This is a genomic window from Flaviflexus salsibiostraticola (genome assembly GCF_003952265.1).
Lineage (GTDB): Bacteria > Actinomycetota > Actinomycetes > Actinomycetales > Actinomycetaceae > Flaviflexus > Flaviflexus salsibiostraticola.
This window is the reverse complement of sequence record NZ_CP034438.1, coordinates 1815069-1841637: the sequence shown is the minus strand read 5'-3', so window position 1 is coordinate 1841637 and position 26569 is coordinate 1815069. Positions and strand designations below refer to the sequence as shown.

The window sequence follows — 26569 nt, the reverse complement described above, 5'->3', positions numbered from 1 at the left end:
GATCATGGCAGTTCAGCTTCGGTACGCAGCCCGCTCCGACATCGGCTCCATCAGGAAGAGCAACCAGGACTCGGGCTACGCAGGTCCCCATCTGCTCGTCCTCGCGGACGGCATGGGCGGCGCAGCCGGCGGAGACACGGCCTCAAGCACGACCGTGTCGCTCCTGGCCCCTCTCGACGATGTCCATCGAGCCGATGACCTGCTGCCGCTCCTGCGGAAGGCCGTGACGGACGCCCACGAGGAGCTCATCGCCATGGCGGGCAGAGACAGATCCCTCAAGGGCATGGGCACCACCTGCATCGCCATCCTCCGCGCCGGAAACAAGCTCGGTATGGTCCACATCGGCGACTCCCGCGCCTACCTGCTGCGCGGCGAGTCCCTCATCCAGGTGACGAAGGACCATACGCTCGTCCAATACCTCCTCGACCACGGCCAGATCACCCCCGAAGAGGCGGCGAACCATCCCAAGAGGAATGTCATCATGCGGGCGCTCGGCGACACGGAGGGCGAGGTCGAGCTCGACGAGTCCGTCCGCGAAGCCGTCGTCGGCGACCGCTGGCTGCTCTGCTCAGACGGGCTCTTCGGCGTCGTCTCCAACGAGACGATCGCACACACCCTCCTCCACTGCGCCAACCTCGAGAAGTGCGCGGACCGGCTCATCGAACTGGCACTGGCGGGGGGCGCTCCCGACAACGTGACAGTCGTCGTGGCCGACGTCCTCGACGATCGTCATATGACCCAGTCGACGGCGCCCGATACGACTCCGATCGTCGTCGGCGCGGCGGCGTCTCAGCTGCCCGGCTCCGTCGGCGGACCGGGCGCCGACGGGAATGGGGGGGATGAACCGGCGAAGAGGCGCCGATGGCCTGCCCGACTCGCCGTCATCATCGGATTCGTCCTTCTCGCCGCGGGGGCGATCTTCGGTGGATGGTTCTGGACCCAGTCCCAGTACTACGTCTACGAGGCGGAGGGGAACGTCGCGATCTACCGCGGTGTTCCGCAGTCGCTCGGTCCCATCGAGCTCTCCCACTTGGAGGAGAGATCGAGCCTCGCCATCGATGATCTGACGGACACCGCCCAGCGCAGGCTCCGAGAGCCCGTCACACACTCCTCGCGGAGGGATGCGGAGAGATTCGTCGCCGACCTCGAGGCCCAGTTCCTCCGCGACCAGGTGGTCGAGGACGGCTCGGATGAGCCGACGGAGGATCCGACTGAGGCTGAGACTCCGCCGGACCGGAGCGACAGCGGCAGCCAGCCGGAGGAGACTCCCTGATGGCAGCTGTTCAGCAGGCGGCCCGCCCGGGGAGGCTCCCCGAGCTGGCCCTCACGATCGTCTCTGTCATGATCGGACTCGGCGCCTACGCGCTCGTCCACCTGGGCGCGAATGGGGCAATGCCGGAGAACATGGCCTCCGCGGCGGTCATCTTCGCCGGCGCCGCCCTGGGCGCCCACCTCCTCATCCGCTGGGCCGCGCCCTATGCGGATCCCGTTCTCTTCCCCGCCGCGTTGGCGCTCAACGGAATCGGGCTCGGGATGATCGAGCGGATCGACATCGCCCTTGGATCCACGCAGGGATCCTCCCAGGCCATCTTCACCCTCATCGGGATCGCCCTCGCCGTCCTCACGGTCATGACGATCCGCGACCACCGAATCCTCCGCCGCTACACGTATACGTCTCTCGTTGTCGGATCGGTCTTCCTTATCCTCCCCCTCATTCCCGGGCTCGGGCGCGAGATCTATGGGGCGCGGATCTGGATCGACGTCGCCGGGTTCTCCTTCCAGCCCGCTGAGGCGGCGAAGATCTTCTTCGCGATCTTCTTCGCCGGCTACCTCGTCGTCAACCGAGACAACCTCGCCCTGGCGGGACCGAAGGTGCTGGGGCTGCGACTGCCGCAGCTGCGGCACTTCGCGCCGCTCCTCCTCGCCTGGCTCGTCTGCATCGCCGTCCTCATCTTCCAGAAGGACCTCGGCACGTCCCTCCTCTTCTTCGGACTGTTCGTCTCCATGCTCTACGTCGCCACCGACCGGCTGTCCTGGATCATCATCGGGGGTCTGCTCGCACTCGGCGGCGGGTTCGTCGTGTTCCAACTGTTCCCGCATGTGACAGCGCGGTTCAACGTGTGGCTGAACGCGATGGAGCCGCAGGTCTACGACGCGCCGTTCGGCTCCTACCAGGTCGTTCAGGGCAACTTCGGGATGGCATCGGGCGGTCTCTTCGGCACGGGTCTCGGCCAGGGTTACCCGAGCATCGTGCCGCAGGCGAATTCGGACTTCATCATCGCCAGCATCGGCGAGGAGCTCGGCATGGCCGGGGTGTTCGCGATCCTCGCCCTCTACCTCGTCCTCGTCATCCGCGGCCTGCGCAGCGCCGCCTACGTCCGGGACGGCTTCGGCAAGCTGCTCGCCGCCGGGCTGTCCTTCATGATCGCGCTCCAGGTCTTCGTCGTCGTCGGCGGCGTCACCCGCCTCATCCCCCTAACGGGGCTCACGCTTCCCCTCGTCGCCCTCGGCGGCTCCTCCCTCGTCCTCAACTGGATCGTCATCGGCCTGCTGCTGCGGATCTCGAATGCCGCCCGCCGGCCGAACATCCCCTCCGCAGATCCGATCCCCTCCGCCTGGGACGATGACGGCGTGGCTGAGAACCCCGAGGCCGCATCGGAACCGACCGAGGCCGATCGCGCCGACACCGAGGCGATGAGGATGCCATGAACCAGCCCATCAGACGCGTCGCGACCCTCGCGCTCCTCATGTTCCTCGCCCTCATGATCGCCGTGACCATGATCCAGTTCGTCCGTGCCCCGGCCCTCACAGCCGACTCCCGGAACGCGCGGACGATCTACGAAGAGTACGGCCGCGAGCGCGGCCCCATCATCGTCGCCGACCAGACCGTCGCCTCGTCCGAACCCGCCGATGACGTCTATCAGTTCCTTCGCACCTACGGTCAGGGTGAGCTCTACGCCCATTCGACCGGGTACTTCTCTGTCGCGTTCAATTCGATGACGGGGATCGAGCGCTTAGAGAACGACGTCCTGGGTGGCTCCTCGCAGTCGCTCGCTCTGCAGCGCCTTCGGGATCTTGTCACTGGCAATGAACCGCGCGGCGGCGGCGTCGAACTGACCCTCGATCCGCAGATTCAGCAGGCCGCCGTCGACGCGCTCAACGGTCAGCGGGGCTCGATTGTCGTCCTCGAACCGGACACGGGCAGAATCCTCGCGATGGTGTCGGTGCCGAGCTACGACCCGAACCTGCTCGCCTCGCACGATGCGGCTGCGGCGCGGGAGAGCTACGAGGCCCTATCAACGGACGAGAGCCGCCCCCTCATCAACCGTGCCGTCGCCGGCGACCTCTACGCACCCGGATCGGCCTTCAAGGTCGTGACAGCGACGGCGATGCTCGAGAACGGCTACGAGCCCGATGAGCTGATCGACGCGCCCACGCAGTATTCGCCGCCCGGCACGTCCCACACGATCAACAACCCGGGCGAGGCCACCTGCGGTGACGGGTCCGGCCAGGCGACGCTCCTTCAGTCGCTCCGCCAGTCCTGCAATACGCCCTTCGCGATCGCGGCGGTCGAGATGGGTGAGGAGACGATGCGGGAGCAGGCGGAGGCATTCGGCTTCGGCCAGGAGCTGGCGATCCCCATGGCTGTGACCCCGTCGAGGTTCCCGGATGCGACGACGCAGGCGGAGCTCGCACAGAGCGCCTTCGGCCAGTTCGACGTCCGGGTGACGCCGATGCAGATGGCGATGGTCGCCTCCGCGATCGCCAACGACGGCTCTCTCATGCGGCCCTACCTGGTCGAGCGCACGCTGTCTCCCGACCTCGACGTCCTTCGGGTGACCGACCCGGAGGAGCTCTCCGTCGCCATGGGCGAGGACAGCGCCGCGCAGATGACGGAGATGATGGTCGACGTGGTCGCCAACGGGACGGGCTTCCGCGCCCAGATCCCCGGCATCGATGTCGCCGGCAAGACCGGCACCGCCGAGATCTCGACGTCGATTCCGCCGCACGCCTGGTTCATCGGCTTCGCCCCGGCCGAGGACCCGCAGTTTGCGATCGCCGTCGTCGTGGAGAATGGTGGCTATCAAGGTTTTGGTACCGATGGCGGCTCACTTGCCGCCCCGATGGCGCGCTCAGTGCTCCAGGCAGCGCTGTCGGAATAGGAAAGGTTGAACATGGTGGATCAACTCCCCCGGATGTTGGCTGACCGCTATGAGGTCGGCCGGCTGATCGGGCGCGGCGGCATGGCGCAGGTGTACATCGCCTACGACACGCGGCTCTCCCGCACCGTCGCAATCAAGATCCTGCGATCGGACATGGCGGCGGACGAGACTTTCCTCGCCCGATTCCGGAGAGAGGCCCAATCCTCCGCGGCTCTCAACCATCCATCGATCGTCGCCGTCTACGACACCGGCGAGGAGGAGATCGACACCCGCCACGGGCTGGTCACTCTCCCCTTCATCGTCATGGAGTACGTCAACGGGCAGACCGTCCGCGACCTTCTCGCGGACGGGGACCCGATTCCGATCGACGAGGCCGCGCACGTGGCCGCGGGCGTTCTCTCGGCCCTCGAGTACTCGCACCGTGAGGGCATCATCCACCGGGACATCAAGCCGGGCAACATCATGCTGACCCCCGACGGGTCCGTCAAGGTGATGGACTTCGGGATCGCCCGCGCCATGGCGGACGCCCACTCGTCCGTCACACAGACGAATACGGTCGTCGGCACGGCCCAGTACCTGTCCCCCGAGCAGGCCCGCGGCGAGGTTGTCGACACGCGCTCCGACCTCTACTCCGCCGGGTGCCTGCTGTACGAGATGCTGACCGGCAAGCCCCCCTTCACCGGGGACACGGCGATCTCCGTCGCCTACCAGCACGTCTCAGAGGCACCGGTCCCACCCTCGTCGGTGACGGCCGACATCCCCGACACCATCGACCGCGTCGTCCTCAAGGCCCTCGCCAAGGACCGCGAGGACCGGTACCAGACCGCCGCGGCCTTCCGCCGTGATCTTCTCTCGGCCGTGCGCGGCCAGCAGGTCACCGCACCGGCGACAAGCGCGTACGCGGTCCCCGCAGCGGCCGCGACGGCCCTCATGGGGACCGCCGCGATTCCGGCGGCGGCCGATGGCGCTCCCGCCACGGGAAGCTACCCTCCGTACCAGACGGGCCAACTCCCCGCCCAGAGGGAGAAGAGGAGCAACAGCTGGCTTTGGGCGATCATCGTCCTCCTCCTCGCCATTCTCGGTTTCATCGCGTTCCAGGTCTTCGCCGGCAATGACTCCCCCGAGGAGCCGACACCGACCGTCGAGCTCGTCGAGGTCCCGAACCTCGCGGGGATGGACCAACAGGAGGCGCGTGCCGCGCTCAGCGACCTCGGACTGGAGATGACGATCGGGGAGCCCGTCGAGACCGACGGGGTCGAGAGCGGTCTGTTCGTCTCGGCCAATCCGCCGGTCGGAACGTCGGTCGAGACCGGGTCGACCGTCGAGGTCGTGTTCTCCGCCGGTGTCGGCGAGACGACCGTCCCCGACGTGACTGGCCTCAGCGTCGATGCCGCCCGCCGGGCGATCGAGGCCGAGGGATTGACGTGGGGATCGACGACGACGGTCGACAACAGGCCGGAGTTCAGCGAGGGCGAGATCGTGTCAACCGACCCAGCCCCGAACGAGCAGGTCGCCCGAGGAACGGTCGTCAATGCTGAAGTCTCGTCGGGTCGCGTGACGGTGCCAAACCTTCTCGGCATGAATGTCGAGATCGCCACCGCCGAACTGGATGCTCGCGGGCTCAGCTACCGGATCGAATCATCCCCGACCGACGAGGCGGACCCCGATACCGTCATCGGCCAGGACTTCCGCGAGGGATCAATCGTCGACCAGGGCCAGCGCATCACCATCACGGTCGCCGTCGCACCGCCGACCCCGTCGCCCACTCCCGAGCCGACAACCGAGGAGCCCTCACCGGATCCGACGACGGACCCGACCGATGAGGAGAGCAACCCGCGGGCGACGACAACAGGGCCGCCGGAGACGAATCCCGGCCGCGGGAACTAGCCGGAGATCACTCCCGGTCACGAGAATCCGGACGAGCGACCGCCGCAGCATGAGGACTGCGGCGGTCGCAGTCATATCGCCGCTTTTAATCGCAACGCTGGGCGCGTGAGGTGATCCCTCGACACAGGCCCATGTGGGTGGCGACGGATGCCGCGCCGGGATTCAGCAGCGGACCAGTAGAGGAGTGCTCACGACCCAGCTAACGTCCTTCAGGACGCCCGGGCACGCACGAACCTCCGTGTGTCAGCCTCGGTTGATGAGGGGAGCGAGGCTGGCTGAGGCCCCCACTGCCTCCTCGTCACCCGTGAGGGCGAGCCAGTTCGCCAGCATCCGATGGCCGCCCTGGGTGAGGATGGATTCGGGGTGGAACTGGACGCCCCACAGCGGCAGGGAGCGGTGCTGGACTGCCATGATGACCTCGCCGTTGGCAGTCAGCACGCTGGCCGTCACCTCGAGATCCTCGGGGACCGTGCCGTCCTCGATCGCGAGGGAATGGTAGCGGGTCACCTCGAGCGGGCTCGGCAGGGAATCGAACACCCCGTCGCCCGAGTGGGCGATCTGGGAAGTCTTCCCGTGCATGAGCTCCGGCGAGTGGGCAACCGTCCCACCGAAGGCCTCGGCAAGAGCCTGGTGGCCGAGACACACCCCGAGGAGGGGCTTCCCCGCGTCCGAGCAGTAGCGGATCATGTCGAGCGAGACTCCTGCGTCCGCCGGCGCACCCGGGCCGGGGGAGATGAGGACACCGTCGTAGTCGGCCGCCTCGTCCGGCTCGACCTGGTCGTTGCGGACGATGTCGACCTCGGCGCCGAGCTGCTGCAGGTAGTCGGCGATCGTGTAGACGAACGAGTCGTAGTTGTCGACGATCAGAATCTTGCTCATCAGCCCACCGTATTGTCTGTGATCGGAAGATTATCGGCCGCCCACGGGAACACCCAGCCGAAGAGGAGGACGATGGCGGCGGCGAGGAGGAGAAGAACCTGGATGATCTTCAGCCAGGTCGGTCCGGGCAGCCATCGGTACAGCGCGGAGTACATCTACAGCATCTCCTTCGGGGTGCCCTCGGAGCGGGGCGCCCAGTAGTCGAGCTCGGCGAACGTGATCCAGCGCTCATTCGAGACGAACGGTGGATGACAGGTTGTCAGCGTCATGAAGTGGCCGTTCGGGGGTGCGCCGGGCTGCATGGGGACGGGCGCGAGCACCTCGATGGCGCTGGGGGCAACGATGTCGTGTTCGGTCACCCGGTAGACGTAGTAGGTATCGGAGGTTTCGACAATGAGGGGGGCGCCGATTGCGAGGTTCGGCTGGTTCCACAGGGGCGCGCCATAGGACTGCCGGTGCCCGGCGACGGCGAAGTTGCCGACCTCCCCGGGGAGCTGGGTCTCCGGATAGTGGCCGAGGCTCCCCCGGTCGAGCACGGACTTGAGGTCGATGCCCTCGGCGATCCCGACCTGGTAGTCGTCGCCGAAGGCCGGAACGTGGAGCACCGCCCACAGCTCGTTCGTGTCGACGCTGTCGCGAATGGCGCCGGTGCCCGCGGCGGACGGCGGGTCCGTCCGGTACTCGGGGGCGGGGACCCTCTCCGCCGCATCACCGTCCGAACCCATGCCATTGTTCTCGTCGTAGAAGCTCTCGACGAGCCGGGACTGCTCGCGGCTGGCGATGACATCGGTCCACCAGAGCTGCCACACAAGGAAGAGAAAGACGATGATTCCGGCGGTGAGAAGGACTTCGCCGACCACGCCGAGCACGCGCGAAAGGGCAGATGGCCTGGCAGGGGCGCTGTGCCGCATCGCCGCCTCCTCAATTCGCGGGTTGTCCGGTTAAGATTATGCCACCCCAATCCGAAGGAGCGAACATGCCCGAGTCGAGGCACCGCAAGGCCGCAGTCGAGAAGAAGCGCGCCCAGAGAGAGGTCGAGATCGAAAAGGGCCGTGAGCCGACATCCTCACCGAGATGGTGGGCCCCCCTGATGGTGGGTCTCATGGTGCTCGGACTCATCATCGTCGTGACCGCGTACGTGACCAGCGGCAATTGGCCGATCCCGTTCGACAATGGCAACTACAACCTGTTCGTCGGCTTCGGCGTCATGCTTGTCGGTTTCCTCATGACACTCGGATGGAAGTGATCGATGGAGCAGTTTGCGAAGCTGGCACGCGGGTCGATAGCACCTGATCCCGATCACCCGGCACTCGGCCCGCTCGCGCTGGCCGACGCCGACGGGTCGCTCTACACGGCGACCGACGAACTCCTCCCCGGGCGCTGCATCGACGGCCGGCGTCCGACAACCCCGTATCAGACCATCGCTCCGTGCGCGCCCGGCGCGAGCCTCAGCCTCCTCATCGGGCTTGCGGCGACCCGCGGCATCGCCGACCCCATGTGGGGTGCCGGCGAGCTCGCGGCGCGGCTGACCGAGGCGGGGATGGAGCCGCATATCCACACCGGCCCCGATGATCATTCGAGCGGGTGCGGCGCCCTCGACTGGGCTCCCGACATCATCGCCCTCGCCAACGAGACCGAACCACTCGTGCGCGAATGCGCCGAGGCGCTCGACATGCGGGTGCCCACGACCTACCCACTCGCCTCCCTGACGGGGGAGGCTCTCGACTCGGCCGGCATCTATCGCATCTTCCACGAGGACCCGGGCTCGCGCGTCACACCGCTCCGCGGGGTCCACTCGGAGATCGCGATCGTCGTCAACCACGAGAAGGGCACGACGATCGACCAGAACACACTCGATCGCCTCGGCGGGGTCGACGTGTTCGACGTCGACGTCTGGTCACTCGAGGTCGCGGCCGATTGGCTGGCAGATCAGTTCGGCGTCGATCGTGAGCGTGCGCTGTCGGCGATGAACGCCTTCACGATCGCGACGCTCGCGTTCCTCGCGGAACCGACGATGACCGTCCTCCATCACAACTAGGCGCGGGGGCCGACGAGCAGCACGTGCTCTCGTCGGCGTCTGGCCTCGTCCTCGGACATGACGTCCTTCCCGAACGGGAAGCACGTGATCGGGATCATCTTGAGGTTGGCGATGGCCAGCGGGATCCCGATGATGGTGATCGCCTGGAAGAAGGCGGTGACCAAGTGGCTGAGCGCGAGCACCCAGCCCGGCAGAAGGAACCACAGGACGTTCATGATCGTGCTGCCGGCGCCCGCGCCCGGCTTGGCGACGACGACCTTCCCGAACGGCCACAGGACGTAGGCGGCGATCCTGAAGCAGGCGACGCCGACGGGAATCGTGATGATGAAGATGACGGCGAGCACCCCGGCGACGATGTATTCGAGGAAGAGGATGAAGCCGCCGAAGACGAGCCAGATGACGTTCAACAGGAAGTTCATGGGAGCCTTTCGCTTGCCGACTCCAGTCTACGCCGCGAGACCGGGGCTCACAGGGCAGTGAGGCGGGTGGCGATCTCGTCGGCGACCATCTCGGGCCCCTGCCGGTTGTCGACGGTGAAGCCCGCCTCGTCGCTGCCGAGCGGCTCGAGTGTCGCCAGCTGATCGTCGAGCTGCTCGGGCCCCATATAGTGCCCGGTCCGCTCCCTCATCCTCGCCCGCAGGAGATCCTCGGGCGGGCTGATATGGACGAAGACGACGTCGCCCTCCGCCTCCCGCAGCACGTCCCGATAGCCTCTTTTGAGCGCCGAACAGGCGACGACGGTGGACCGCCCGGACCGACCCCGGTCGTTCATCCACTCCCTGATCCTCGCGAGCCAGGGGGCACGATCCTCATCGGTGAGAGCGACGCCCCGGGCCATGCGGTCCCTGTTCTCCTGGCTGTGGAGGTCATCGCCCTCGAGGAACTCGATGTCTCCGAAGCGTTGCGCGAGGAGCCTGCCGATTGTTGTCTTGCCGGTGGCCGATACTCCCATGCAGACGATGTGGCGGACCATCAGCTGTCCTCGAAGTGGGGTCCTCGAGCGGCGAGCTCGGCGAGGAACTGCGCACCCCACCCGACCCAGGGCTGACGCGAGAGATAATCATTCGTGAATCTGAGGTCCGATGACACCTCGGTCTCGCAGAAGTCGGGAATGACGAGGTCGACGACCGGCCCGGTCCGCTCACATTCGGCGATGACGAGGCCGGTGTTCTGCCCGCCGAATTCGTCGATCTCCCACCCGTCCTCGCCCAGCCACAGCGAGTGGCGGTTCTTGATGACGATCCGATGGGACCGTTGGAGGATCGAGACGGCAACGCTCACATCGAGCTGCTGGTCCAGCTCATAGCGCTGGCCGGAGATCGGCGGGGACTTGACCGTGATCCACGCGCCGCTGAGTTTCGCCGTCAGCCCGGCCAGCATCCGACGCTCGTAGGCGCCGAACCGATCGACCTCCGGGTCGAAACCCTCGAAGGAGAGTGCCGTGTCGGGGACGGTGACGCGCACGCGGATGGCGTAGCCATCCTCAGCGAACACATAGCCCTGGATGATGAGGGTGTGACTGGCGTGCTCGACGATGTCGGGCAGAGCGGAGACGAAGAACTTCCGCTCGAACTCGAAGATCTGCTCTATCGGGTCGATATCCATCTCATCTTCTCTTTACTGAATTCCGGTGCATATGGGACGAAGTGCCATCCTTCTTCAGATTCTGCGTGGCACCATGGAGACATGCGACAGCCAACTGGAACAGACGTCACCGCCGCGGCGGGGCGTCTCGGACCCATGGTTCGACGGACGCCGCTCGAGCTCTCGCTGCGGCTGTCGGGCCTGCTGAAGGGCGATGTGCTTCTCAAGCGAGAGGACCTCCAAGTCGGTCGCTCGTACAAGGTACGCGGCGCGTACAGCTTCATCTCCACACTAACGGAGGAGGAGCGCGCCCTCGGGGTGGTCTGCGCATCTGCCGGTAACCATGCCCAGGGAGTCGCCTTCGCCTGCCGTCAGCTCCGCATCCACGGGAAGGTCTTCCTGCCCACGACGACGCCGCGCCAGAAGCGCCGCCGCATCCAGGACATCGGCGGTGCCTGGATCGAGCAGATCATCACCGGGGACTCCTTCGACGAGGCCTCAGCCGCCTCGAAGGAGTACGCCGAGAAGACGGGCGCGGTCTACGTCCACCCCTTCGACGATCCCCGCACGATCGCGGGCCAGGGCACCGTCATCAAAGAGGTGTTCGAGCAGGCCTCGACACGCCCCAAGACCGTCATCGTCCCCATCGGCGGCGGCGGCCTTGCCGCCGGCACCGCAATCTGGGTGGCGGAGAACGCTCCCGACACCAAGATCATCGGTGTCGAGCCGGCCGGAGCGGCATCGATGACGGCGGCGCTCGAGGCGGGCCAACCCGTCTACCTGCCCGATATCGACGGCTTCGTCGACGGCACCGCCGTCGCCCGGGTCGGCGACCTCACATTCCCCATCATCCGCGACCTCGTCGACGAGGTGGTCCAGGTCCCCGAGGGGGCCGTCTGCACGGAGATGATCGAGCTCTATCAGTCGGATGGCATCATCGCGGAGCCCGCCGGTGCGCTCGCCTCGACCGTGGTGGCGCTCGGCCTCGTCACGGCCGAGGACAGCCCCGTCGTCTGCATCGTCTCCGGCGGCAACAACGACCTGTCCCGATACGACGAGATCATCGAGCGCTCGGCGGTCCACGAGGGTCTGCGCCACTACTTCCTCGTCACGTTCCCACAGCAGCCGGGCGCGCTGCGCCACTTCCTCGATGACGTCCTCTCCGACGACGAGGACATCGTCCTCTTCGAATACACGAAGAAGAACAACCGCGAGACCGGTCCGGCCCTCGTCGGCATCGAGATCGACGTTCCGAGCCGCATCTCCTCCCTCCTGGAGAGGATGAAGGCATCGCCGCTGGTAATAGAGAAACTCGAACCGGACACCCCCGCGTTCAGCTTCCTGCTCTGAAGGAGAAGAAATGACCGATATGCCTACGTTCGAAGATGTTGCGGCAGCCGCAGCTCGGATCAAGCCGTACATCCACGAGACCCGCGTCGTCGGCTCTCGTCTGCTCAACAAGTACCTCGGCGTCGAGGTCCTCATCAAGTGCGAGAACCAGCAGCGAGCCGGGTCGTTCAAGTCCCGCGGTGTGTTCAACGCGGTCCTCGCCCGCGCCGAGCGCGGCCTCGTCTCGAAGGAGCGCGGCGTTGTCACCTACTCGTCGGGCAACCACGGCCAGGCCATGGCGCTCGCCTCGTACCAGCTGGAGATCCCCGTCGTCGTCCTCATGGCGACGGACTCCCCAAGGTCAAGGTCGACATGGCGACGTCGTACGGTGTCGAGGTCATGATGTACGACCCCGAGAAGGACGACCGCATCGCCATGGCAGCCGAGATCGCGAAGGAGCGTAACTGGGCGGTCATCCCGTCGTTCGACGACGCCGAACTGATCGCCGGCCACGGCACCGCGGTCATGGAACTCGTCCGCGAGGTCGGTCACCTCGATGATGTCGTCGTGCCCGTGGGCGGCGGCGGCCTCATCTCCGGCTCGGCCCTGTCCGCAAAGGTCTTCAACCCGAACGTCAAGGTCTGGGGTGTCGAGCCCGCCGCGGCGAACGATGCCGAGCAGTCGCTCGAGAAGGGCGAGATCGTCACAATCCCGTCCCCGATGACGATCGCTGACGGCGCTCGCGTCCGCCACATCTCCGAGCTCACCTTCGAAATCATGAAGGCGAAGGTCGATGGCATCGTCTCCGTCCCCGATGAGGAGATCTTCACGTCGATGAAGCTCGTCGCAGATCGCCTCAAGCTCGTCTCCGAGCCGACCGGCGTGCTCGGCCTTGCCGGTATCAAGAAGCTCGTCGCGGACGGCAGGATCGAGCGGGGCTCCCGTGTCGGCGTCGTCCTCTCGGGCGGCAACGTCGACCTCGACACCTTCGCGGCCTGCCTCGCGAAGCCGGACGACGCGATCGCCCAGATGCAGGCCTGGCTTTCGTGACATCTGATCCGCGCGGTGGCGCGGCCCCCTCCAACCGGGGCCTCGTCACCGCCATCTCCATCCTCATCGTCGCCGTTATCGCACTCGCGATCGGACTCGTCCTCGCACTGGGCGGCGACGATGGGGCACCGGAGGCGTCCGAGAGCACCGCGACCCTCGACCAGGTCTCGTCCGCTGCCCCGCCACCGGCCGACTCCCCCGGTCAGGGAGGCGCCCAGCCGCCGCGTGACGGCACGGGGCGCGCACCCTCGGATCCGCTCGATGCCGAATCATCACAGGAGCTGCTGCTCCAGCAGGCGACAAGGGATCCCAACGATCCCTACGCGCGCGGTGATGTCGATGCGGAGATCGTCATCGTCCAGTACGCCGACTATCGGTGCTGGTACTGCGCCCAGTGGCATGTCGAGGTCTCGCAGGCGCTCGAGCCCTACATCGAGTCCGGACAGGTCCGGATCGAATACCGCGACCACCCGGTGCGCGGAGATGCCTCCGTCTACGCGGCGCTCGCCGCGCGAGCCGCCGGTGAGCAGGAGCGATTCTGGGAGTACCGCGACGCCCTCTATGAGGATGTGTACGACGAGGCCAACCCTGCCTACGACGGTGCCTACTTGGAGGATGTGGCGGAGCGTGTCGGCGTGCCCGACATCGACGCCTTCCGGGCTGCCATGACCAGCGCCGACTCGCTCGCCGAGATCATGACCTCCCGGGAGCAGGCGCTCGCCCTCGGCGTCACGGGCACCCCCACTTTCATCGTCCACGACACGCTCGTTCCCGGAGCTCTCCCCGAAGAACAATTCCTCGAGTTGGTGGAGAGCAGGTTAGCCTAGCATCGGGAAGGATTGATCATGACTGTCGTGAAGATCAACGCCATCGACGTGCCCGAGGGCTCCGGCGATGCGCTTGCCGAGCGCTTCGCCCCGCGGGCGGGTGCCATGGACGATGTGCCGGGTTTTGAGGGCTTCGAGCTGCTCCGCCCGGAGGACGGCCGCGCGACGTGGCTCGTCATCACCCGCTGGGCGGACGAGGATTCCTTCGCTGCATGGCGGGACTCGCCGAATTTCCGGGAGGGGCACGGCCGACCCGAGGGCCAGCGCCCTGTCGGCATCTCCTCCGAGGTCTGGAACTATTCGACAGCGGTGCGCAGTGGTCAGTAAAGCGTTGAAGAAGAGCATTGCCAAGGGCCTGACGGCCCTCACCCCGTGGACGCCGCACATCGAGTCCTGGCCCGCGAAATCCATCGTCCTCGGCGCACCCCACACGTCGAACATGGACGCGGTGCTCATGGTCATCATCATGTGGCTCGAGGGACGGTCCTTCAACTTCCTCGTCAAAGACGAGGTCATGAAGTATCCCGTGCTCAAGTCGCTCGTCCGCTGGCTCGGCGGCATTCCCGTCAACCGGCGTCAGTCGACCGGTATCACCTCCGGCATCGCCCAGGCGGTCGCCGAGAACGAGACGTTCACGCTCTGCATCACCCCCAAGGGCACGCGGTCGAAGCAGGAGTACTGGAAGTCCGGCTTCTACCGGATGGCGTATGAGAACAATCTGCCGCTCACCTTCGGCTTCGTCGACTCGGTGACGAAGACCTTCGGCACCGGTCCCACCTACTACCCAACGTGGGATATCGACGCCGACATGGAGGCGATCCGCGATTTCTACCGCGACAAGCGCGGCTTCAAGCCCGAGCAGACCTCACTGCCACGGCTGCGCGCCGAGACGGATCCCGAGGCCGCCGCCTACCTGCTCCGGCCGGCCGACGATCACCCGATGACCTGAGGCCTGCGGGCTGACTCTGCCATGCCGGAGCACAGCGGCGCCGCTTTCACGACTCTGTCGCGCGCCGCAACCCACCGAACGCATCGTCACTACGCCTCGAGAAGCGCCCGAATGTCGTCGGCGCTGATCTGGGAACCAGCACCCTCGTCGATGAATCCGGCGAGCTTTCGCTTGCGCTCCTGCAGGGCGAGAACCTTCTCCTCGATTGTGCCGGCTGAAGCCAGCCGGTAGACGTGGACGTGCTTGTCCTGGCCGATACGGTGGGCGCGGTCGATCGCCTGCTCCTCGGCGGCCGGGTTCCACCACGGGTCCATGACGAACACGTAGTCGGCCTCGATGAGGGTGAGTCCGACACCGCCCGCCTTGAGGGAGATGAGGAAGACCGGATTCTGCCCGGACTTGAAGGAGTCGATCGCCCGGTCCCGGTTGCGGGTCGCACCGTCAAGGTAGGCGTAGGGGATCTTCTCCTTCTCGAGCTGTTCGGCGATCCGGGCGAGGTAGCTCGTGAACTGGGAGAAGACGAGAACCTGGTGCCCCGAGGGCAGGAGCGACTGCAGGTGCTCCATGAGCACCTCAGTCTTCGCCGCCGGTGTCTTCCGCGCCTCGAGCAGTCCAGGGTCGATGGCGAGGCGCCGCAGGCGGGTGAGCGAGGCGAGGATGGAGATCCGATTGCCGTCAGGGTCCCGGATGAGGCCGAGGACCTCCTGACGCTCCCTCTCCAGCTGCTTGATGTAGCGCCTCTCGTGCGCTTCATCCATCGGTACCGTTAGAACTGTCGACACCTTCTCGGGCAGGTCTCGCGCGACATCGTCCTTGCGGCGCCGCATAAGGAACGGCTTTGTGAGCTTCCGGAGAAGTGCGCGAGCAGCAGGGTCCCCCGTCCTCTCAATCGGACGCCGGAACTTCTCCGCGAACCGCTCCGAGCCGGGCAGCAGCCCCGGGCTGACAAGGGCGAAGAGCGCCGCCAGGTCCCCGATGGTGTTCTCGACCGGGGTGCCGGTCACCGCGAAGGCCCACTCCCGATCGAGCGACATGATCGCCCGGTAGCCGACGGTCCGGGGGTTCTTGACAGCCTGCGCCTCGTCGAGCACGAGTCCCGTCCATTGAATGTCGCCGTACTCGTCGCCCTCGAGCCGCAGAAGCGTATAGGACGTGACGATGATGTCCGCGCCCGCCATCTCAGCCAGGCCGATACGGCGCTTCTTCCTCGTCGCATCGACCGTCCTCACGGTCAGTCCGGGCGTGAAGCGGGCGGCCTCGTTCGCCCACGTCGAGACGACGGAGGTGGGTGCGACGATGAGGACCGGCCCGGCCAGCTGTTCCGTCTCTTTGAGGTGGGCGAGGGCGGCGAGGATCTGGATGGTCTTGCCCAGCCCCATATCGTCCGCGAGAATCCCGCCGTATCTCGCCTCCGCGAGTCGGGCCAGCCACGAGAATCCCGACACCTGATAGGGACGGAGCGTGCCCTCCAGTCCCTGCGGGACAGCGACGGGCTCAGCCAGTCGATCGAGACGGCTGAGCCTGTCGGCGAGAATTCCCTCAAGCAGGTCATCCGGCAGACTCAGTGCATGCGCCTGCGGGGTGGGAACGCTGATCGTCTTGCCCCTAATCCGTCCGAGCATCGCCGCCTCTCGGAGCAGGGCCCGCAGCTGATCGAACTCGGCGCCGAGTTTGATGAGGATATCGCCGAACTCGAGGTAGGGCTGACCGCCCACCAGGGCCGCATAGAGGACGGGAAGGGGCACACTGTGACCCTCGACTTCGACCGTCAGGGCGAGGTCGAGCCAATCCCGCTCGCTCGCCGCATTGACCTTGAGCTCGGGGCAGAGTTGACGAAGGTGATGTCGCCCCGCTCTCCGAAGGTGACGCCGATGCCGTGCTCTTCGAGCGCGGGGACGAAGACCTCTCGGAAGGCGCCGAGATGCTCGGGACCGATCTGCCGTGGGGCCGGGATCGCACCCTGCGATGGTAGGCCCGCCTCCCTCCAGAAGGTATCGACGATGGCGGCGTCCTCGTCGAGCCGCACACCGAGGTCGGTGATGAGGGGCTCCGCATGGCCGGCTGCCCTCCTCGCCTGACGCCACTCCAGCCGAAACGCGGGCCCCGCCCTCGTTACGTGGAGATGGAGCCTCGGCTCAGTGAACTCTGTCGGGCTGAACGAGCCGTCCGGCGAGTGCAGCTCGACGCCGCCGAGTGCAGGAATGAAGTCGGCCTCGAACTCGAGCCTGTCCGCATCGTCCACGTGGATGCTGCTCTTCGCCGCGATCATCGAATGGATCTGCGTGGGCACGGCCGTGTCGACGGGGGCGATCCGGCCCTGGGACAGGGCAATCGCGGGGACGACGCCCGGAAGGGCGTAGGCGCGGATCCCATCGGGGCGGGCCGCCACCGGCCGCGCCGTCAGGTCGGTCTCACCCTCAATCTCAAGCCGCACATGCCACGCGTCGTCCGCCAGCTCGACGGCCTGCATGTCCGGGTCGAGCACCGTCATCCCCGAACTGGCGACCTGCCGCAGGAAGGAGACTGCCTCGGCACCGAGGTCCGACAGGAGTATGTCGGACGGCGAGTTCCAGGGGCGGGTGCGCCGGGCGGTGCGATGGAGGTGGCGCAGCACGGCGACCTGCTCGCCATTCAGACCGTCCGTCGTCGACTGCCAGCTGCTGTTCATGAGGTCAGGCCAGGGCAGCTTCACCCAGTGCTCTCCCGACCTGCGGTAAGGGGTGAGCGGGACACCGTCATGTCGGGTACCGAGGCCGAGTCCGAGGCTGATCCCATTGGGCCTACGCTGGGCCGTGATGGCGGTGAGGAGGCCACGCCAGCCCATGTCACCCCCTGCCCCGAGCACGAGGAGCGTCGCGACCATGTGCTTGCACAGGTGGCCGACCGGGCACGTGCACTGCCCCTCGAACGGGTCGAGGTCTTCGATGACGACGAGGTAGCTTCGGCCATTCCCCCGAACTCGGGCGACGATCTGGTCGTCGTCCGAGATCGACTCGACGCGGCCGTCACGACTGTAGCCGCGTCCGCGCTCGATCGTCCGGACGTCGAAGATCTCCTCCAGATCCTCATCCGAGAGATCCCGCGCATGGTGGGACAGGTTTTCAGCCATTCCTCCAGTTTACGACGCCCCTCGGTCCCGATGGGGTGTCGGTGGTATCAGCCACTGCCCGGGGGGCAGATTTCTCCCCCGGGGGCAGTCCTCTCCCCGCCCGCGCCCTTCGCTCAGCTGTCGGCGAGGAGTAGGTCCACGTAGTCGCGCGCCAGCGGCTCACCAGACGCGACGAGACTCGCCGCTCTGTAGGCCGCCCATCCCTCCGCCCGCGTCCACAGCGCCCCATCGTCGGCTGCGCCGAGGGCGCGGAGGATGACGCGGGCATCCGCTCTCTGCTGGGCTGTGAAACCGAGATGGAAGATCGCATAGTCGACTGCCGGGTCGCCGCGGCCGATGCCGGTGAAGCCGACGCCGACGAGCCGCCCTCCCGCTGTCAGCAGACTGCCCGGGTCGAGGCGGGCGTGGCACCAGACGGGCTCCCCCTCCCAAGGGTCCGCCTCGACTCCCCTGGCGAAGAGAGCTCGCAGTCGGTCGGCCTGCGGATTTCCGGCCACGGCCTCCTCGAGGGCCTCCGCCATTGCGTTCAGCGAAGCCACCGCCGGAGCGGCGGCTGGGGCCTTCGCGTGGAGCGCGGCGAGCCCGACCGCCAGGTCGCGAGCGATCCGCCCCCGGTCATCCACCGGGACGGTGGGAAGCGGCTCTCCGTCGACGGCGACGAGCAGCCAGGGGCGGGTGAAAGCAGCGCTCGGGCTGCCCCGGTATCGGGGGATCGGCGCGCTGATACCCGCCCGGACGAGTCCGGCCGTCGCCTCCTCGAGCCATCGGCTCTCATTCTCGATCGAGTTCACGGCCTCATCCGACGTCGGCAGCCGCATGAGGAGGCTGCCCCAGCGATATGCCTCGATACCGCCGGCTTCACCCACGTAGGCAGGTCGGCCGTCGGGAGCCAGGTCAGCGGGAACGTCGAGGGCCAGCCGGTCGACCACCGGTTGAGGGATCGTCGGTGCCATCGTCTAGTCGCCCTTCTGTGCGCGTCGTGTTCTCACTGTAGAAGTCCAACACAGTTTGACTGCCCTTCGCCGTGATTCACGCGACGGCGTCACCAGGCGAGGCGACACTCGCCCCGCCGAACGACACGAAATCATCAGGTCCGTGAGTTGAGCACGTGCATTCTCTCGAGCAGCTTCGCGCCATCGGCCCTGAGCCCGTCGTGGTGATAGTCGTTCGTGATGATGGGCTGGAATCCCCGGATCTGTTCCGCAGTCTCGAGGGAGAGCGCTGCAGGAACGAACATGTCGTCCCAATAGATCCAGCCGGAGGCGGGGACCGTATTCTCCGCGAGCACATCGAGGTCGTAGAGGGAGTCGAACGGGCGAGCCGCGACAAGGTGCGCCGCCTCGGCGAGCGGGGCGAGGGCCGGATCCTCGCGCATCTGCCACGGGAATACGTGCTCACCCGAGAAGAGAAGGTCGGTTCCGGCGTCCTGCACCTCTCTTTCGGTGGAGAAGGGCGAGTCGGGCGTGCCCGGGAGCGCGAATTGGGGGAATTCGCTGCGGGCACGGTGCGCAGCCCAGTCGGTGGGGCCAGCCGCGGTGCCTGCGTAGATCGACTCGTGGAGCACTCCGTAGATGGGATTGGCGGCGAATGACAGGTGCTCGGAGGCCTCGATGAGGAATCGGGAGTTCAGCCGCTTCTCGCCCCGGACGGTGACGAACGGGTCGGCGAACATGAAGTGGAGGGACTGAGGGCCGTAAGAGTAGCCGAGGAGCAGTCCGAGCATGCGCATGCGAGCCGCGCTCAGCCGTTCGCCCGTCACGAGGCGCTCGTCGTGCTCGTCAAGATGGACGGCCACATCCCACACCCGGTCCCGAAGCCCGGGGAATGTCCTGTACATCTCCGCGCAGCGCTTCTCCGTCAGCGGCCACGTGAGGCGGTAGGTCTCGATCGCGTGCCGCGTGACAGACGGCAGTCCGGCGGTGATCATGACCGACGCGAGGCCCTCGGGCGCACGGGAGAGATAGGCGGTGTTGATGAAGCCGCCGTAGGACTGGCCGAGCACGTGCCACGGCTCGTCACCCTGAAGCTCGTGCCTCAGGTCCTCCGCATCGGCAATGATCGAGTCCGCTCGGAAGCAGGCGAGAAAATCGGCCTGGGCCTGCGGGTCGCCCTGCTCGCCGATGACGGCCGCGTCGATTGGGTGGGAGGCTCCCGTGCCGCGCTGATCGATGAGGACCACCCGATAGTGTCCGAGTGCCCACTCGATCCATCCCCCGACGGCCGCGGGGCGGGGCGCCGCCGATCCGGGGCCGCCTTGGAAGAAGACCAGCCGCGGTGCCTTCTCGCCCCCGTCGCGCACGATCTCGCGCGCGAAAACGGTGATACCGCCGGGGATTGTTCCGCTCCGGTCGAGCGGGACGCTGATCCGGTGGTCGAGGAACGTGTCCGCTGCGATCCGATAGGTGTCAGTCTCAAGTGCCATGGGGTGATTATCCCCCGAGTCACCACCTCGAGCGGTCGCGCCTCAGAAGCCGGATGCGTCGTCGCGCGGGGCGGGGCCACTCCTCACGGCCACTCCTTCGTGCTCGAGCAGGAGTTGCTTGACCTCGCCGGTGCCCGCGTAGGAGCCGGCGATGACGGGCGGGCCGACGTTGGAGGCGGCAACGACTCTGTGGCAGGGGACGAAGAGGAGGCAGGGGTTCTCCGAGCAGGCCCGGCCCGCGAGGCGAGAGAGGCCAGGCAGACCGGCCCTCTCGGCAAGGTCGCTGTAGGTGATGACCTCGCCCGCCGGCACGCTCCGCAGTGCGCTCCTCATCTGCATGAGCCGCGGCGTCCCGGTGATCCGGACCGGGACCTCCATGAGCGGTTCGAAGTAGCCCTCCCTCCACGCGTCGAGAGCCTGTGCAACATGCTCGGGAAGATCACCTCGTGTGTAGGGCCGGCCCGCAGCAATCTCGTCGAGGCTTTTGAAGCTGGAGGCGATGACGGAGCCGCCGGCGTCGACGAAGACGGACAGCGTCGCGAATCCGAGGTCGTAGACCCCGCCTAGCGGGGGACGGGTGTTGTCGTTGTCCATTGGAATCCAAACGGGTCGATGAAGCGCCCAGCGCGGACGCCTGAATCACGGTAGTCGACGGGCTCGATGATTTCCGCGCCAAAGTTGAGCGCGGCCTCCTGGAGGACTTCCGGGGCGGCGGTCTCGATGACGAGGCGGACTCGGTCACAGGACGATTCGAGCTCGTCCTCATCGCCTCTGCGGACCCCGAATGCCTGATCCTGCACCTGCATCGCCGTGATGTCGCCGACGACCTTGTAGACGCGAGCGCGGAAGGCTCTGGTGTAGAAGTCCAGAGCCTCCTCGACATCGTCGACGACAAGGATCGGTATGATCTGCATGACACAAAGTTAGCAAGTGCGATGCGGTCGTGGCGCACGAATGACCTGCAGTTTCATTCAGTGAGCACGGTGTCCGATTGATGGCTGTTTCTCTGCGCTGTCGCATTCGGCCGGGGCGGGAGAGAATGGGGCCATGACTGAATTGACGATGAACACAGGGCACTCCATCCCCCAGCTCGGCTACGGCACCTACAAGATCGCACCCTCCGACACGGTCCACGCGGTCACGCTCGCACTCGAGGCCGGCTACCGCCACATCGACACGGCCCAGATGTACGGCAACGAAGCCGAGGTCGGTCAGGCCATCGCCCAGTCCGGGATTCCCCGGAGCGAGATCTTCCTGACGACGAAGCTCAACAATACGAATCATGAGGCGGATGCCGCCCGCTCCTCGTTCGCCCAATCCCTCGAGGATCTCCAGACCGACTACGTCGACCTCTTCCTCATCCACTGGCCCCTGCCGACCCTCTACGGTGGCGACTTCCTGTCGACGTGGAAGGTTCTCGAGGAGTTCTATGCGGACGGCAGGTCGACCTCGATCGGCGTCTCGAACTTCCTGCCCGAACACATCGACGTCCTTCTGAACGGCAGCGACATCGTCCCCGCCGTCAACCAGATCGAGGTCCACCCCTACTTCACGAACGAGGAGTCCCGCCGGAAGAACGCCGAGGCCGGGATCGTCACGCAGGCGTGGTCCCCGCTCGGCCGGGGCGCCGCCCTTGGTGACCCCGTCATCGCCCGGATCGCGGAGCGGATCGGAGCCACCCCCGCGCAGGTTGTCCTCGCGTGGCACATCCACCGTGGCGACGTTGTCATCCCCAAGTCCGTCACACCCGAGCGCATTATCTCCAATATGGACATTTTTGACGTACCGCTCACCGAGCAGGATTATGAGAACATCACAGCGCTCGACCGTGGCGAGGAGGGCCGACAGGGTTCGAACCCTCGCACGATGGATCGGCTGTGATCGGAAAGGACATCATGACATTCGCGTACACGATCGCAGGATCTGAATCGGCCGGCGTCGCCGGCCTCCAGGTCGATCTCCGGACGTTCCACGAGCTGGGCACCTACGGACTCAGCACGATCACATGCGTCGTGGCCCTGCATCCCGACAACGACTGGAACCACAGCTTCACGCCGATGCCCGCCGACCTCATCGCCGAGCAGATCGCTGCCGCCACTGCGGCCTTCGACCTCGACACCGTGAAGATCGGCATGCTCGGCACCGTTCCCACCATCGAGACGGTGGCAGAGGGGCTGCGCTCCCAGCCGTGGAAGAACATCGTCGTCGACCCCGTCCTCATCTGCAAGGGTCAGGAGCCGGGTCAGGCCTTCGACACCGATGCCGCGCTGCGCCGCGAGGTCCTCTCGCAGGCGACTGTGACGACCCCGAACCACTTCGAGGCGCGCACGCTCGCAGGCATGGATTCCCTCGAGACGGTCGACGACCTCATTGAGGCCGCGAAGCGGATCGCCGACACCGGACCGAAGGCGGTCGTCGTCAAGGGCGGCATCGACCTTCCGGGCGATGAGGCGATCGACGTCCTGTGGGACGGCAGCGAGGCCACGATCTACCGCGCACCGAAGGTCGGCGAACACCGCGTCAACGGCGCGGGATGCACGCTCGCGGCCGCCATCACCGCCGAACTGGCGAAGGGCACCGAGCTCAAGCAGGCCGTGCAGGTCGCCAAGGACATGGTGACGGCGGGCATTGAGCACAGGATCGTCGCCCACCCGCCGTACGACACCGTGTGGCAGGGTGCGTACTCGCACTAGACCGATCATCGCGGTTCTCGGGAGCACGGTGCGGGACGGGGTTGCCTCGCCCGCACTGCGCTCCCGGGTGGCTGCGGCGGCCGCGCAGTGGAGATCAGCCGCCGCCCATGGCATCGAGCCCTACGTCTTCTGCCTCGGCGGGGGCGATGGCAGCGAGCCGGAGGCCCGCGTCATGGCCTCCCTGCTCGAGCAGCATGGTATCCCCCGCTCCGTCCTCATCGAAGAGGCCCGCTCGGGGACGACCGAGGAGAATCTGCTCCACCTGCGTGCCATTCTCACGGATCCCGGCTTCCCTGACGCGTGGGCGGGACGGCCGTTCGAGCAGGCCCCAAATCCAGCCTCGCTCGCCCAGTATTCACTGGAGGGTGTACCCGTCACGATCGTGACGTCCTCCTACCACCTGCCCCGCGCGCTCCTCATGGCGAGGACGCTCGGCTTTGTCCCCCGGGCAGTCGCCGCTCATCACCCCACCAGCCCAAGGGCCGTCCTTCGCGAGATCGGCGCCCTCATTCTCTGGGGTGGGCGGGCGATGAGGAGACGGTTGACCCCCGGGTGAGCGTGCGGGTCCCGACGCCTCGGACATCCCCCTCCGCGGAGCCTAGATCTCGGCGGCCTCGACGAACCGGGCGTAGTGGCCCTGGAAGCTCAGCATGATCGAGCCGACCGGGCCGGCACGATGTTTGCCGACGATGACCTCGCCGAGTCCACTTGGCTGCTCCTCGCGGGACTTGTACATGTCTTCGCGGTGGAGAAGGATGACGACGTCCGCGTCCTGCTCGAGCGAGCCGGATTCGCGCAGGTCCGAGACCATCGGCTTCTTCGTCTCGCGCTTCTCGGAGTCGCGGTTGAGCTGGGCGACGGCGATGATCGGGACGTTGAGCTCCTTGGCGAGCAGCTTGATCGATCGAGAGAAGTCGGAGACCTCCTGCTGACGGGACTCGACATGCTTCGCGCCGGAGGTGAGCAGCTGGAGGTAGTCGATGACGATGAGCTGAATGTCGTGCTGCTGCTTGAGCCGGCGGCACTTGGCCCGGATCTCCGCCATTGTCAGGTTGGGAGAATCGTCGACGATGAGGGGGGCCTTCGAGATCCGCTCGAGACCGACAACGACGCGGCGCCAGTCATCGGCCGTCATGTTCCCCTTGATCATCCGATCGAGGAACACGCTGGACTCGGCCGCGAGCACGCGCATCGACAGCTCCGTCCTGTTCATCTCGAGGGAGAAGTAGACAGACGGCAGGTTGTTGTGGACGGAGGCGGCACGGCACACGTCCATCGCGAACGTTGACTTGCCGGCGCCGGGGCGGGCGGCGACGATGATCATCTGACCGCCGCGGAAGCCGTTGAGCATGTCGTCGACGGGGCGGAATCCCGAGGGGATGCCATCGAGCTCCCCTCCCCTCGACTCGTTGTGCTCGAGGGTTTCGACGAGGTCATTGACGATCGCCTCCATGGCGGCGTATTCGCGGTTCTCGGCCGTGTCGGTGAGCGAGTAGACCTCGGACTGCGCCATGTTGACGAGCTGATCGACCTCAGCGCCATCCGTCGAGTAGCCGAGCTGGACGATTCGTGTCCCCGCTTCGACAAGACTGCGGAGCTGGGCCTGCTCGCGGACGATCGTCGCGTAGTAGGAGGCGTTCGCCGCGGTCGGGACCGAGGCGACGAGGGAGTGGAGGTAGGGCAGTCCGCCCACGCGCTCGAGCTCCCCGCGGCGCTGCAGCTCGCTGCCGACCGTCACCGCGTCCGCGGGCTGGCCCTCGCCGAAGAACTGCATGATGATCTCGAAGATGAGGCTGTGCGAAGGCCTGTAGAAGTCGTCGGGCTTGAGAATCTCGGTCACGTCCGCGACCGCATCCTTGGACAGCAGCATGCCGCCCAGAACCGACATCTCAGCCTCAATATTCTGCGGCGGGGTCCGCTCGAAACCGCCAGATTCGCTCATGTGTCTCCTTTTCCGTCTACGTGGACTATACCCACCTTCGGACTGTGGATAACCTGTGGACATTCGCACGTTGTCAGTGGAGACACGCCATTCTGACCGTGGATAACCTGGGGACACAACGGCCGGTTTTCCACAGAAAGACACCGAGCCTCATTGTCAACCGCTGGAAAGGCCGCTAATTCGCGGAAATCATCCCCAGTTCTCTCCACACCTGTGGATAACGTCAAGTGGGGACAGATGACCAACACTCCAAGGTCGCTGCGACCTTCAAGGCCAGCTTGAGGCCGTCCTACAGTGGGGTCGTGAAGAACACCCTCGACCGCCAGATCCTCGGGCTGGCCCTGCCGACTCTCGCGACACTCCTCGCGGAACCGACCCTCGTCCTCGTCGATACGGCACTCGTCGGCCGCCTCGGAGTCACCCCCCTCGCGGGGCTGTCCCTCGCCTCAACGATCCTTACGACGATCGTCGGAATCTGCATCTTTCTCGCCTATGCCACGACCGCGTCGACCGCCCGCCACTTCGGCGCAGGCAACCGGCAGAAGGCGCTGCGGCTCGGTGTGGATGGTCTCTGGCTCGCAGCCGGGCTCGGTGCGCTGCTCGGACTCACCCTCCTCGTGGGCGGAGAGACGATCCTCGGCTGGTTCAATCCGGAGGAGGCCGTGCTGATCGAGGGCCGCTCCTATCTCGCCGCAAGCGCGTGGGGACTGCCAGGCATGCTCACCGTCCTCGCGGCCACCGGAACCGTGCGCGGCATGCTCGACACGCGAACGCCACTCACCGTCGCGACAATCGGTGCTCTCGCCAATATCCCGCTCTCCTACCTCCTCATCTACCCGGCCGGACTCGGGACCGCGGGAGCGGGCTACGGAACCGCGCTCGCACAGACCGGCATGGGGATCGCTCTCGCCGCCGTCGTCGTCCGAGAGGCCTCACGGGAGGGCGCCTCCCTCCTCCCCTCCGGGGCGGGCGTGCTCAGGTCCCTTCGCGACTCCGTTCCCCTCATCATCCGCACGCTCAGCCTCCGGGCCTCCATCCTCCTCACCGTCACAGCGGCGGCGGCCCTCGGTACGACCGCCCTCGCCGCCCACCAGATCATCAACGCGGTATGGAACTTCGCCGCCTACGGCCTCGACGCTCTCGCGATCGCCGCACAGGCCCTCGTCGGGCAGGCCCTCGGGGCACGAGCTGAGAGCAGGGTCCGGGCCGTCCTTGCTCGATGCCTGCAGTGGGGTATTGGCGTCGGCATCCTCCTCGGCCTCGTCCTCGCCCTCGGCTCGGCGTGGATTCCCCAGGCGTTCTCCTCCTCGGACGCGGTGGTCGACTGGGCCCGGGCCGGTCTCATCGTCTGCGCGATCGGCCTGCCGATCGCGGCGGTCGCCTACATGCTCGACGGCGTCCTCATCGGAGCGGGCGACATGAGACACCTCGCGGTGATGATGCTGGTCGCGCTACTCGCCTACGCCCCGGTCCCCGCACTGCTCGCGGGTCCCGGCAGCGACCTCGGCCGGCTCGGCCTCATCCTTCTCTGGGCGGGCTACGCGAGCATCTTCATGGGCCTGCGGAGCGCAACACTCTTCGCCCGCACCCGCGGCGATCGGTGGATCGTTCTCGGCGAGTCCCGGTGAACGGCACGCAAACGGTCGGCGTCGCGAGCATGGCCTGCTACTAGCACACGGACGTCTTACCCACAAACT

Annotated in this window: 27 protein-coding genes and 1 pseudogene; 15 read left to right on the top strand and 13 right to left on the bottom strand. The window is 66.6% G+C overall.

Going from position 1 to position 26569, the window contains the following annotated elements:
• Nucleotides 1-4 precede the first annotated feature (4 nt).
• Genes EJO69_RS08485 through pknB form a run of 4 tightly spaced genes read left to right on the top strand, consistent with a single transcriptional unit; the run spans nt 5 to nt 6050 of the window.
• Nucleotides 5-1273: a PP2C family protein-serine/threonine phosphatase gene (locus EJO69_RS08485; RefSeq protein WP_126040994.1), complete on the top strand. Its 1269-nt coding sequence runs from the start codon at nt 5-7 to the stop codon at nt 1271-1273.
• Nucleotides 1273-2709: an FtsW/RodA/SpoVE family cell cycle protein gene (locus EJO69_RS08480; protein WP_126040992.1), complete on the top strand. Its 1437-nt coding sequence runs from the start codon at nt 1273-1275 to the stop codon at nt 2707-2709. The genes EJO69_RS08485 and EJO69_RS08480 overlap by 1 nt, the downstream gene beginning before the upstream one ends.
• Nucleotides 2706-4163: a peptidoglycan D,D-transpeptidase FtsI family protein gene (locus EJO69_RS08475; RefSeq protein ID WP_126040990.1), complete on the top strand. Its 1458-nt coding sequence runs from the start codon at nt 2706-2708 to the stop codon at nt 4161-4163. The genes EJO69_RS08480 and EJO69_RS08475 overlap by 4 nt, the downstream gene beginning before the upstream one ends.
• A 12-nt stretch (nt 4164-4175) precedes the next feature.
• Entirely contained in the window at nt 4176-6050 is a 1875-nt protein-coding gene (pknB, locus tag EJO69_RS08470) for a Stk1 family PASTA domain-containing Ser/Thr kinase (protein ID WP_245993597.1), read from the top strand.
• Between the two features lie 243 nt (nt 6051-6293).
• Here pknB and EJO69_RS08465 read toward each other — a convergent pair whose 3' ends face one another.
• The 3 genes from EJO69_RS08465 to EJO69_RS08460 are packed head-to-tail and all read right to left on the bottom strand — an operon-like array spanning nt 6294 to nt 7840.
• Nucleotides 6294-6929: an anthranilate synthase component II gene (locus EJO69_RS08465; RefSeq protein WP_126040988.1), complete on the bottom strand. Its 636-nt coding sequence runs from the start codon at nt 6927-6929 to the stop codon at nt 6294-6296.
• Nucleotides 6929-7084 (bottom strand): hypothetical protein, encoded by a 156-nt coding sequence (locus EJO69_RS12345; protein WP_164519916.1) that lies wholly within the window; start codon nt 7082-7084, stop codon nt 6929-6931. The genes EJO69_RS08465 and EJO69_RS12345 overlap by 1 nt, the downstream gene beginning before the upstream one ends.
• Nucleotides 7085-7840, bottom strand: a complete 756-nt coding sequence (locus tag EJO69_RS08460) for a class E sortase (protein ID WP_126040986.1) — start codon at nt 7838-7840, stop codon at nt 7085-7087.
• A 65-nt stretch (nt 7841-7905) separates the two neighbouring features.
• Between EJO69_RS08460 and EJO69_RS08455 the strand changes: the two genes are divergently transcribed.
• Nucleotides 7906-8175 (top strand): cell division protein CrgA, encoded by a 270-nt coding sequence (locus EJO69_RS08455; RefSeq protein WP_126040984.1) that lies wholly within the window; start codon nt 7906-7908, stop codon nt 8173-8175.
• 3 nt (nt 8176-8178) lie between these two features.
• Nucleotides 8179-8967 (top strand): cadmium-containing carbonic anhydrase, encoded by a 789-nt coding sequence (locus tag EJO69_RS08450; RefSeq protein WP_126040982.1) that lies wholly within the window; start codon nt 8179-8181, stop codon nt 8965-8967.
• Here the strand turns inward: EJO69_RS08450 and EJO69_RS08445 are convergent.
• From EJO69_RS08445 to EJO69_RS08435, 3 genes are read right to left on the bottom strand one after another with little or no spacing between them, the layout of a single operon-like run.
• Nucleotides 8964-9386 carry a YccF domain-containing protein gene (locus EJO69_RS08445; RefSeq protein ID WP_126040980.1) on the bottom strand — a complete coding sequence of 141 codons (423 nt, stop codon included), beginning with the start codon at nt 9384-9386 and terminating at the stop codon, nt 8964-8966. The two genes, EJO69_RS08450 and EJO69_RS08445, sit on opposite strands and share 4 nt — an antisense overlap.
• Before the next feature lie 47 nt (nt 9387-9433).
• On the bottom strand, nt 9434-9940 hold the full coding sequence (locus EJO69_RS08440) for a gluconokinase (protein WP_126040978.1): 507 nt from the start codon (nt 9938-9940) through the stop codon (nt 9434-9436).
• A complete protein-coding gene (locus tag EJO69_RS08435) occupies nt 9940-10572 on the bottom strand; it encodes a CYTH domain-containing protein (protein ID WP_126040976.1) in 633 nt (210 codons plus the stop codon). Before EJO69_RS08435 ends, EJO69_RS08440 begins: the two co-directional genes overlap by 1 nt.
• 81 nt (nt 10573-10653) lie before the next feature.
• On the opposite strand from EJO69_RS08435, the gene ilvA reads away from it, so the two are divergent.
• The 5 genes and pseudogenes from ilvA (at nt 10654) to EJO69_RS08405 (ending at nt 14706) form a co-directional block, all read left to right on the top strand.
• Complete coding sequence (ilvA, locus tag EJO69_RS08430; RefSeq protein ID WP_126040974.1) at nt 10654-11901, top strand: threonine ammonia-lyase IlvA; 1248 nt, start codon at nt 10654-10656, stop codon at nt 11899-11901.
• A gap of 10 nt (nt 11902-11911) precedes the next feature.
• Nucleotides 11912-12930, top strand: a pseudogene (locus tag EJO69_RS08420) (pyridoxal-phosphate dependent enzyme).
• Nucleotides 12927-13757, top strand: a complete 831-nt coding sequence (locus EJO69_RS08415; protein ID WP_164519915.1) for a thioredoxin domain-containing protein — start codon at nt 12927-12929, stop codon at nt 13755-13757. Before EJO69_RS08420 ends, EJO69_RS08415 begins: the two are co-directional and overlap by 4 nt.
• Nucleotides 13758-13775: 18 nt before the next feature.
• Nucleotides 13776-14084 (top strand): antibiotic biosynthesis monooxygenase family protein, encoded by a 309-nt coding sequence (locus tag EJO69_RS08410; protein WP_126040966.1) that lies wholly within the window; start codon nt 13776-13778, stop codon nt 14082-14084.
• Nucleotides 14085-14088: 4 nt separating this feature from the next.
• Nucleotides 14089-14706, top strand: a complete 618-nt coding sequence (locus EJO69_RS08405) for a 1-acyl-sn-glycerol-3-phosphate acyltransferase (protein WP_245993595.1) — start codon at nt 14089-14091, stop codon at nt 14704-14706.
• Nucleotides 14707-14795: 89 nt separating this feature from the next.
• Here EJO69_RS08405 and EJO69_RS08400 read toward each other — a convergent pair whose 3' ends face one another.
• The 6 genes from EJO69_RS08400 to EJO69_RS08375 all read right to left on the bottom strand — a co-directional run bounded on the left by EJO69_RS08400 (nt 14796) and on the right by EJO69_RS08375 (nt 21151).
• On the bottom strand, nt 14796-16451 hold the full coding sequence (locus tag EJO69_RS08400) for a DEAD/DEAH box helicase (RefSeq protein WP_126040963.1): 1656 nt from the start codon (nt 16449-16451) through the stop codon (nt 14796-14798).
• A gap of 23 nt (nt 16452-16474) precedes the next feature.
• Nucleotides 16475-17815, bottom strand: coding sequence for an SWIM zinc finger family protein (locus EJO69_RS08395; RefSeq protein ID WP_126040961.1), 1341 nt, complete (start codon nt 17813-17815; stop codon nt 16475-16477).
• 113 nt (nt 17816-17928) lie between these two features.
• Complete coding sequence (locus EJO69_RS08390; protein WP_126040959.1) at nt 17929-18768, bottom strand: phosphotransferase; 840 nt, start codon at nt 18766-18768, stop codon at nt 17929-17931.
• A 134-nt stretch (nt 18769-18902) separates the two neighbouring features.
• A complete protein-coding gene (locus tag EJO69_RS08385) occupies nt 18903-20237 on the bottom strand; it encodes an alpha/beta fold hydrolase (protein ID WP_126040957.1) in 1335 nt (444 codons plus the stop codon).
• A gap of 42 nt (nt 20238-20279) precedes the next feature.
• Nucleotides 20280-20831: a methylated-DNA--[protein]-cysteine S-methyltransferase gene (locus EJO69_RS08380; RefSeq protein ID WP_126040955.1), complete on the bottom strand. Its 552-nt coding sequence runs from the start codon at nt 20829-20831 to the stop codon at nt 20280-20282.
• Nucleotides 20801-21151, bottom strand: a complete 351-nt coding sequence (locus EJO69_RS08375; protein ID WP_126040952.1) for a VOC family protein — start codon at nt 21149-21151, stop codon at nt 20801-20803. The genes EJO69_RS08380 and EJO69_RS08375 overlap by 31 nt, the downstream gene beginning before the upstream one ends.
• A 133-nt stretch (nt 21152-21284) precedes the next feature.
• Between EJO69_RS08375 and EJO69_RS08370 the strand changes: the two genes are divergently transcribed.
• From EJO69_RS08370 to EJO69_RS08360, 3 genes are read left to right on the top strand one after another with little or no spacing between them, the layout of a single operon-like run.
• Complete coding sequence (locus EJO69_RS08370) at nt 21285-22118, top strand: aldo/keto reductase (RefSeq protein ID WP_126040951.1); 834 nt, start codon at nt 21285-21287, stop codon at nt 22116-22118.
• Nucleotides 22115-22930 carry a bifunctional hydroxymethylpyrimidine kinase/phosphomethylpyrimidine kinase gene (gene thiD, locus EJO69_RS08365; RefSeq protein WP_342769201.1) on the top strand — a complete coding sequence of 272 codons (816 nt, stop codon included), beginning with the start codon at nt 22115-22117 and terminating at the stop codon, nt 22928-22930. Before EJO69_RS08370 ends, thiD begins: the two co-directional genes overlap by 4 nt.
• Entirely contained in the window at nt 22914-23486 is a 573-nt protein-coding gene (locus EJO69_RS08360; protein WP_164519914.1) for a YdcF family protein, read from the top strand. Before thiD ends, EJO69_RS08360 begins: the two co-directional genes overlap by 17 nt.
• Nucleotides 23487-23528: 42 nt before the next feature.
• Here the strand turns inward: EJO69_RS08360 and dnaB are convergent, their stop codons facing one another.
• Nucleotides 23529-24872: a replicative DNA helicase gene (gene dnaB / locus EJO69_RS08355; RefSeq protein ID WP_126040947.1), complete on the bottom strand. Its 1344-nt coding sequence runs from the start codon at nt 24870-24872 to the stop codon at nt 23529-23531.
• A 302-nt stretch (nt 24873-25174) separates the two neighbouring features.
• On the opposite strand from dnaB, the gene EJO69_RS08350 reads away from it, so the two are divergent.
• Nucleotides 25175-26500: an MATE family efflux transporter gene (locus EJO69_RS08350; RefSeq protein WP_245993593.1), complete on the top strand. Its 1326-nt coding sequence runs from the start codon at nt 25175-25177 to the stop codon at nt 26498-26500.
• The last annotated feature ends 69 nt before the right edge of the window (nt 26501-26569 follow it).

Coding starts and splice junctions, on each gene's coding strand:
- pknB (WP_245993597.1), top strand. CDS start 4,176: ATGGTGGATCAACTCCCCCGGATGTTGGCTGACCGCTATGAGGTCGGC.
- EJO69_RS08395 (WP_126040961.1), bottom strand. CDS start 17,815: ATGGCTGAAAACCTGTCCCACCATGCGCGGGATCTCTCGGATGAGGAT.
- EJO69_RS08445 (WP_126040980.1), bottom strand. CDS start 9,386: ATGAACTTCCTGTTGAACGTCATCTGGCTCGTCTTCGGCGGCTTCATC.
- EJO69_RS08410 (WP_126040966.1), top strand. CDS start 13,776: ATGACTGTCGTGAAGATCAACGCCATCGACGTGCCCGAGGGCTCCGGC.
- EJO69_RS08485 (WP_126040994.1), top strand. CDS start 5: ATGGCAGTTCAGCTTCGGTACGCAGCCCGCTCCGACATCGGCTCCATC.
- EJO69_RS08435 (WP_126040976.1), bottom strand. CDS start 10,572: ATGGATATCGACCCGATAGAGCAGATCTTCGAGTTCGAGCGGAAGTTC.
- EJO69_RS08375 (WP_126040952.1), bottom strand. CDS start 21,151: ATGCAGATCATACCGATCCTTGTCGTCGACGATGTCGAGGAGGCTCTG.
- EJO69_RS08455 (WP_126040984.1), top strand. CDS start 7,906: ATGCCCGAGTCGAGGCACCGCAAGGCCGCAGTCGAGAAGAAGCGCGCC.
- EJO69_RS08370 (WP_126040951.1), top strand. CDS start 21,285: ATGACTGAATTGACGATGAACACAGGGCACTCCATCCCCCAGCTCGGC.
- EJO69_RS08385 (WP_126040957.1), bottom strand. CDS start 20,237: ATGGCACTTGAGACTGACACCTATCGGATCGCAGCGGACACGTTCCTC.
- EJO69_RS08440 (WP_126040978.1), bottom strand. CDS start 9,940: ATGGTCCGCCACATCGTCTGCATGGGAGTATCGGCCACCGGCAAGACA.
- EJO69_RS08480 (WP_126040992.1), top strand. CDS start 1,273: ATGGCAGCTGTTCAGCAGGCGGCCCGCCCGGGGAGGCTCCCCGAGCTG.
- dnaB (WP_126040947.1), bottom strand. CDS start 24,872: ATGAGCGAATCTGGCGGTTTCGAGCGGACCCCGCCGCAGAATATTGAG.
- EJO69_RS08380 (WP_126040955.1), bottom strand. CDS start 20,831: ATGGACAACGACAACACCCGTCCCCCGCTAGGCGGGGTCTACGACCTC.
- EJO69_RS12345 (WP_164519916.1), bottom strand. CDS start 7,084: ATGTACTCCGCGCTGTACCGATGGCTGCCCGGACCGACCTGGCTGAAG.
- EJO69_RS08465 (WP_126040988.1), bottom strand. CDS start 6,929: ATGAGCAAGATTCTGATCGTCGACAACTACGACTCGTTCGTCTACACG.
- EJO69_RS08475 (WP_126040990.1), top strand. CDS start 2,706: ATGAACCAGCCCATCAGACGCGTCGCGACCCTCGCGCTCCTCATGTTC.
- EJO69_RS08450 (WP_126040982.1), top strand. CDS start 8,179: ATGGAGCAGTTTGCGAAGCTGGCACGCGGGTCGATAGCACCTGATCCC.
- EJO69_RS08460 (WP_126040986.1), bottom strand. CDS start 7,840: ATGCGGCACAGCGCCCCTGCCAGGCCATCTGCCCTTTCGCGCGTGCTC.
- ilvA (WP_126040974.1), top strand. CDS start 10,654: ATGCGACAGCCAACTGGAACAGACGTCACCGCCGCGGCGGGGCGTCTC.
- EJO69_RS08390 (WP_126040959.1), bottom strand. CDS start 18,768: ATGGCACCGACGATCCCTCAACCGGTGGTCGACCGGCTGGCCCTCGAC.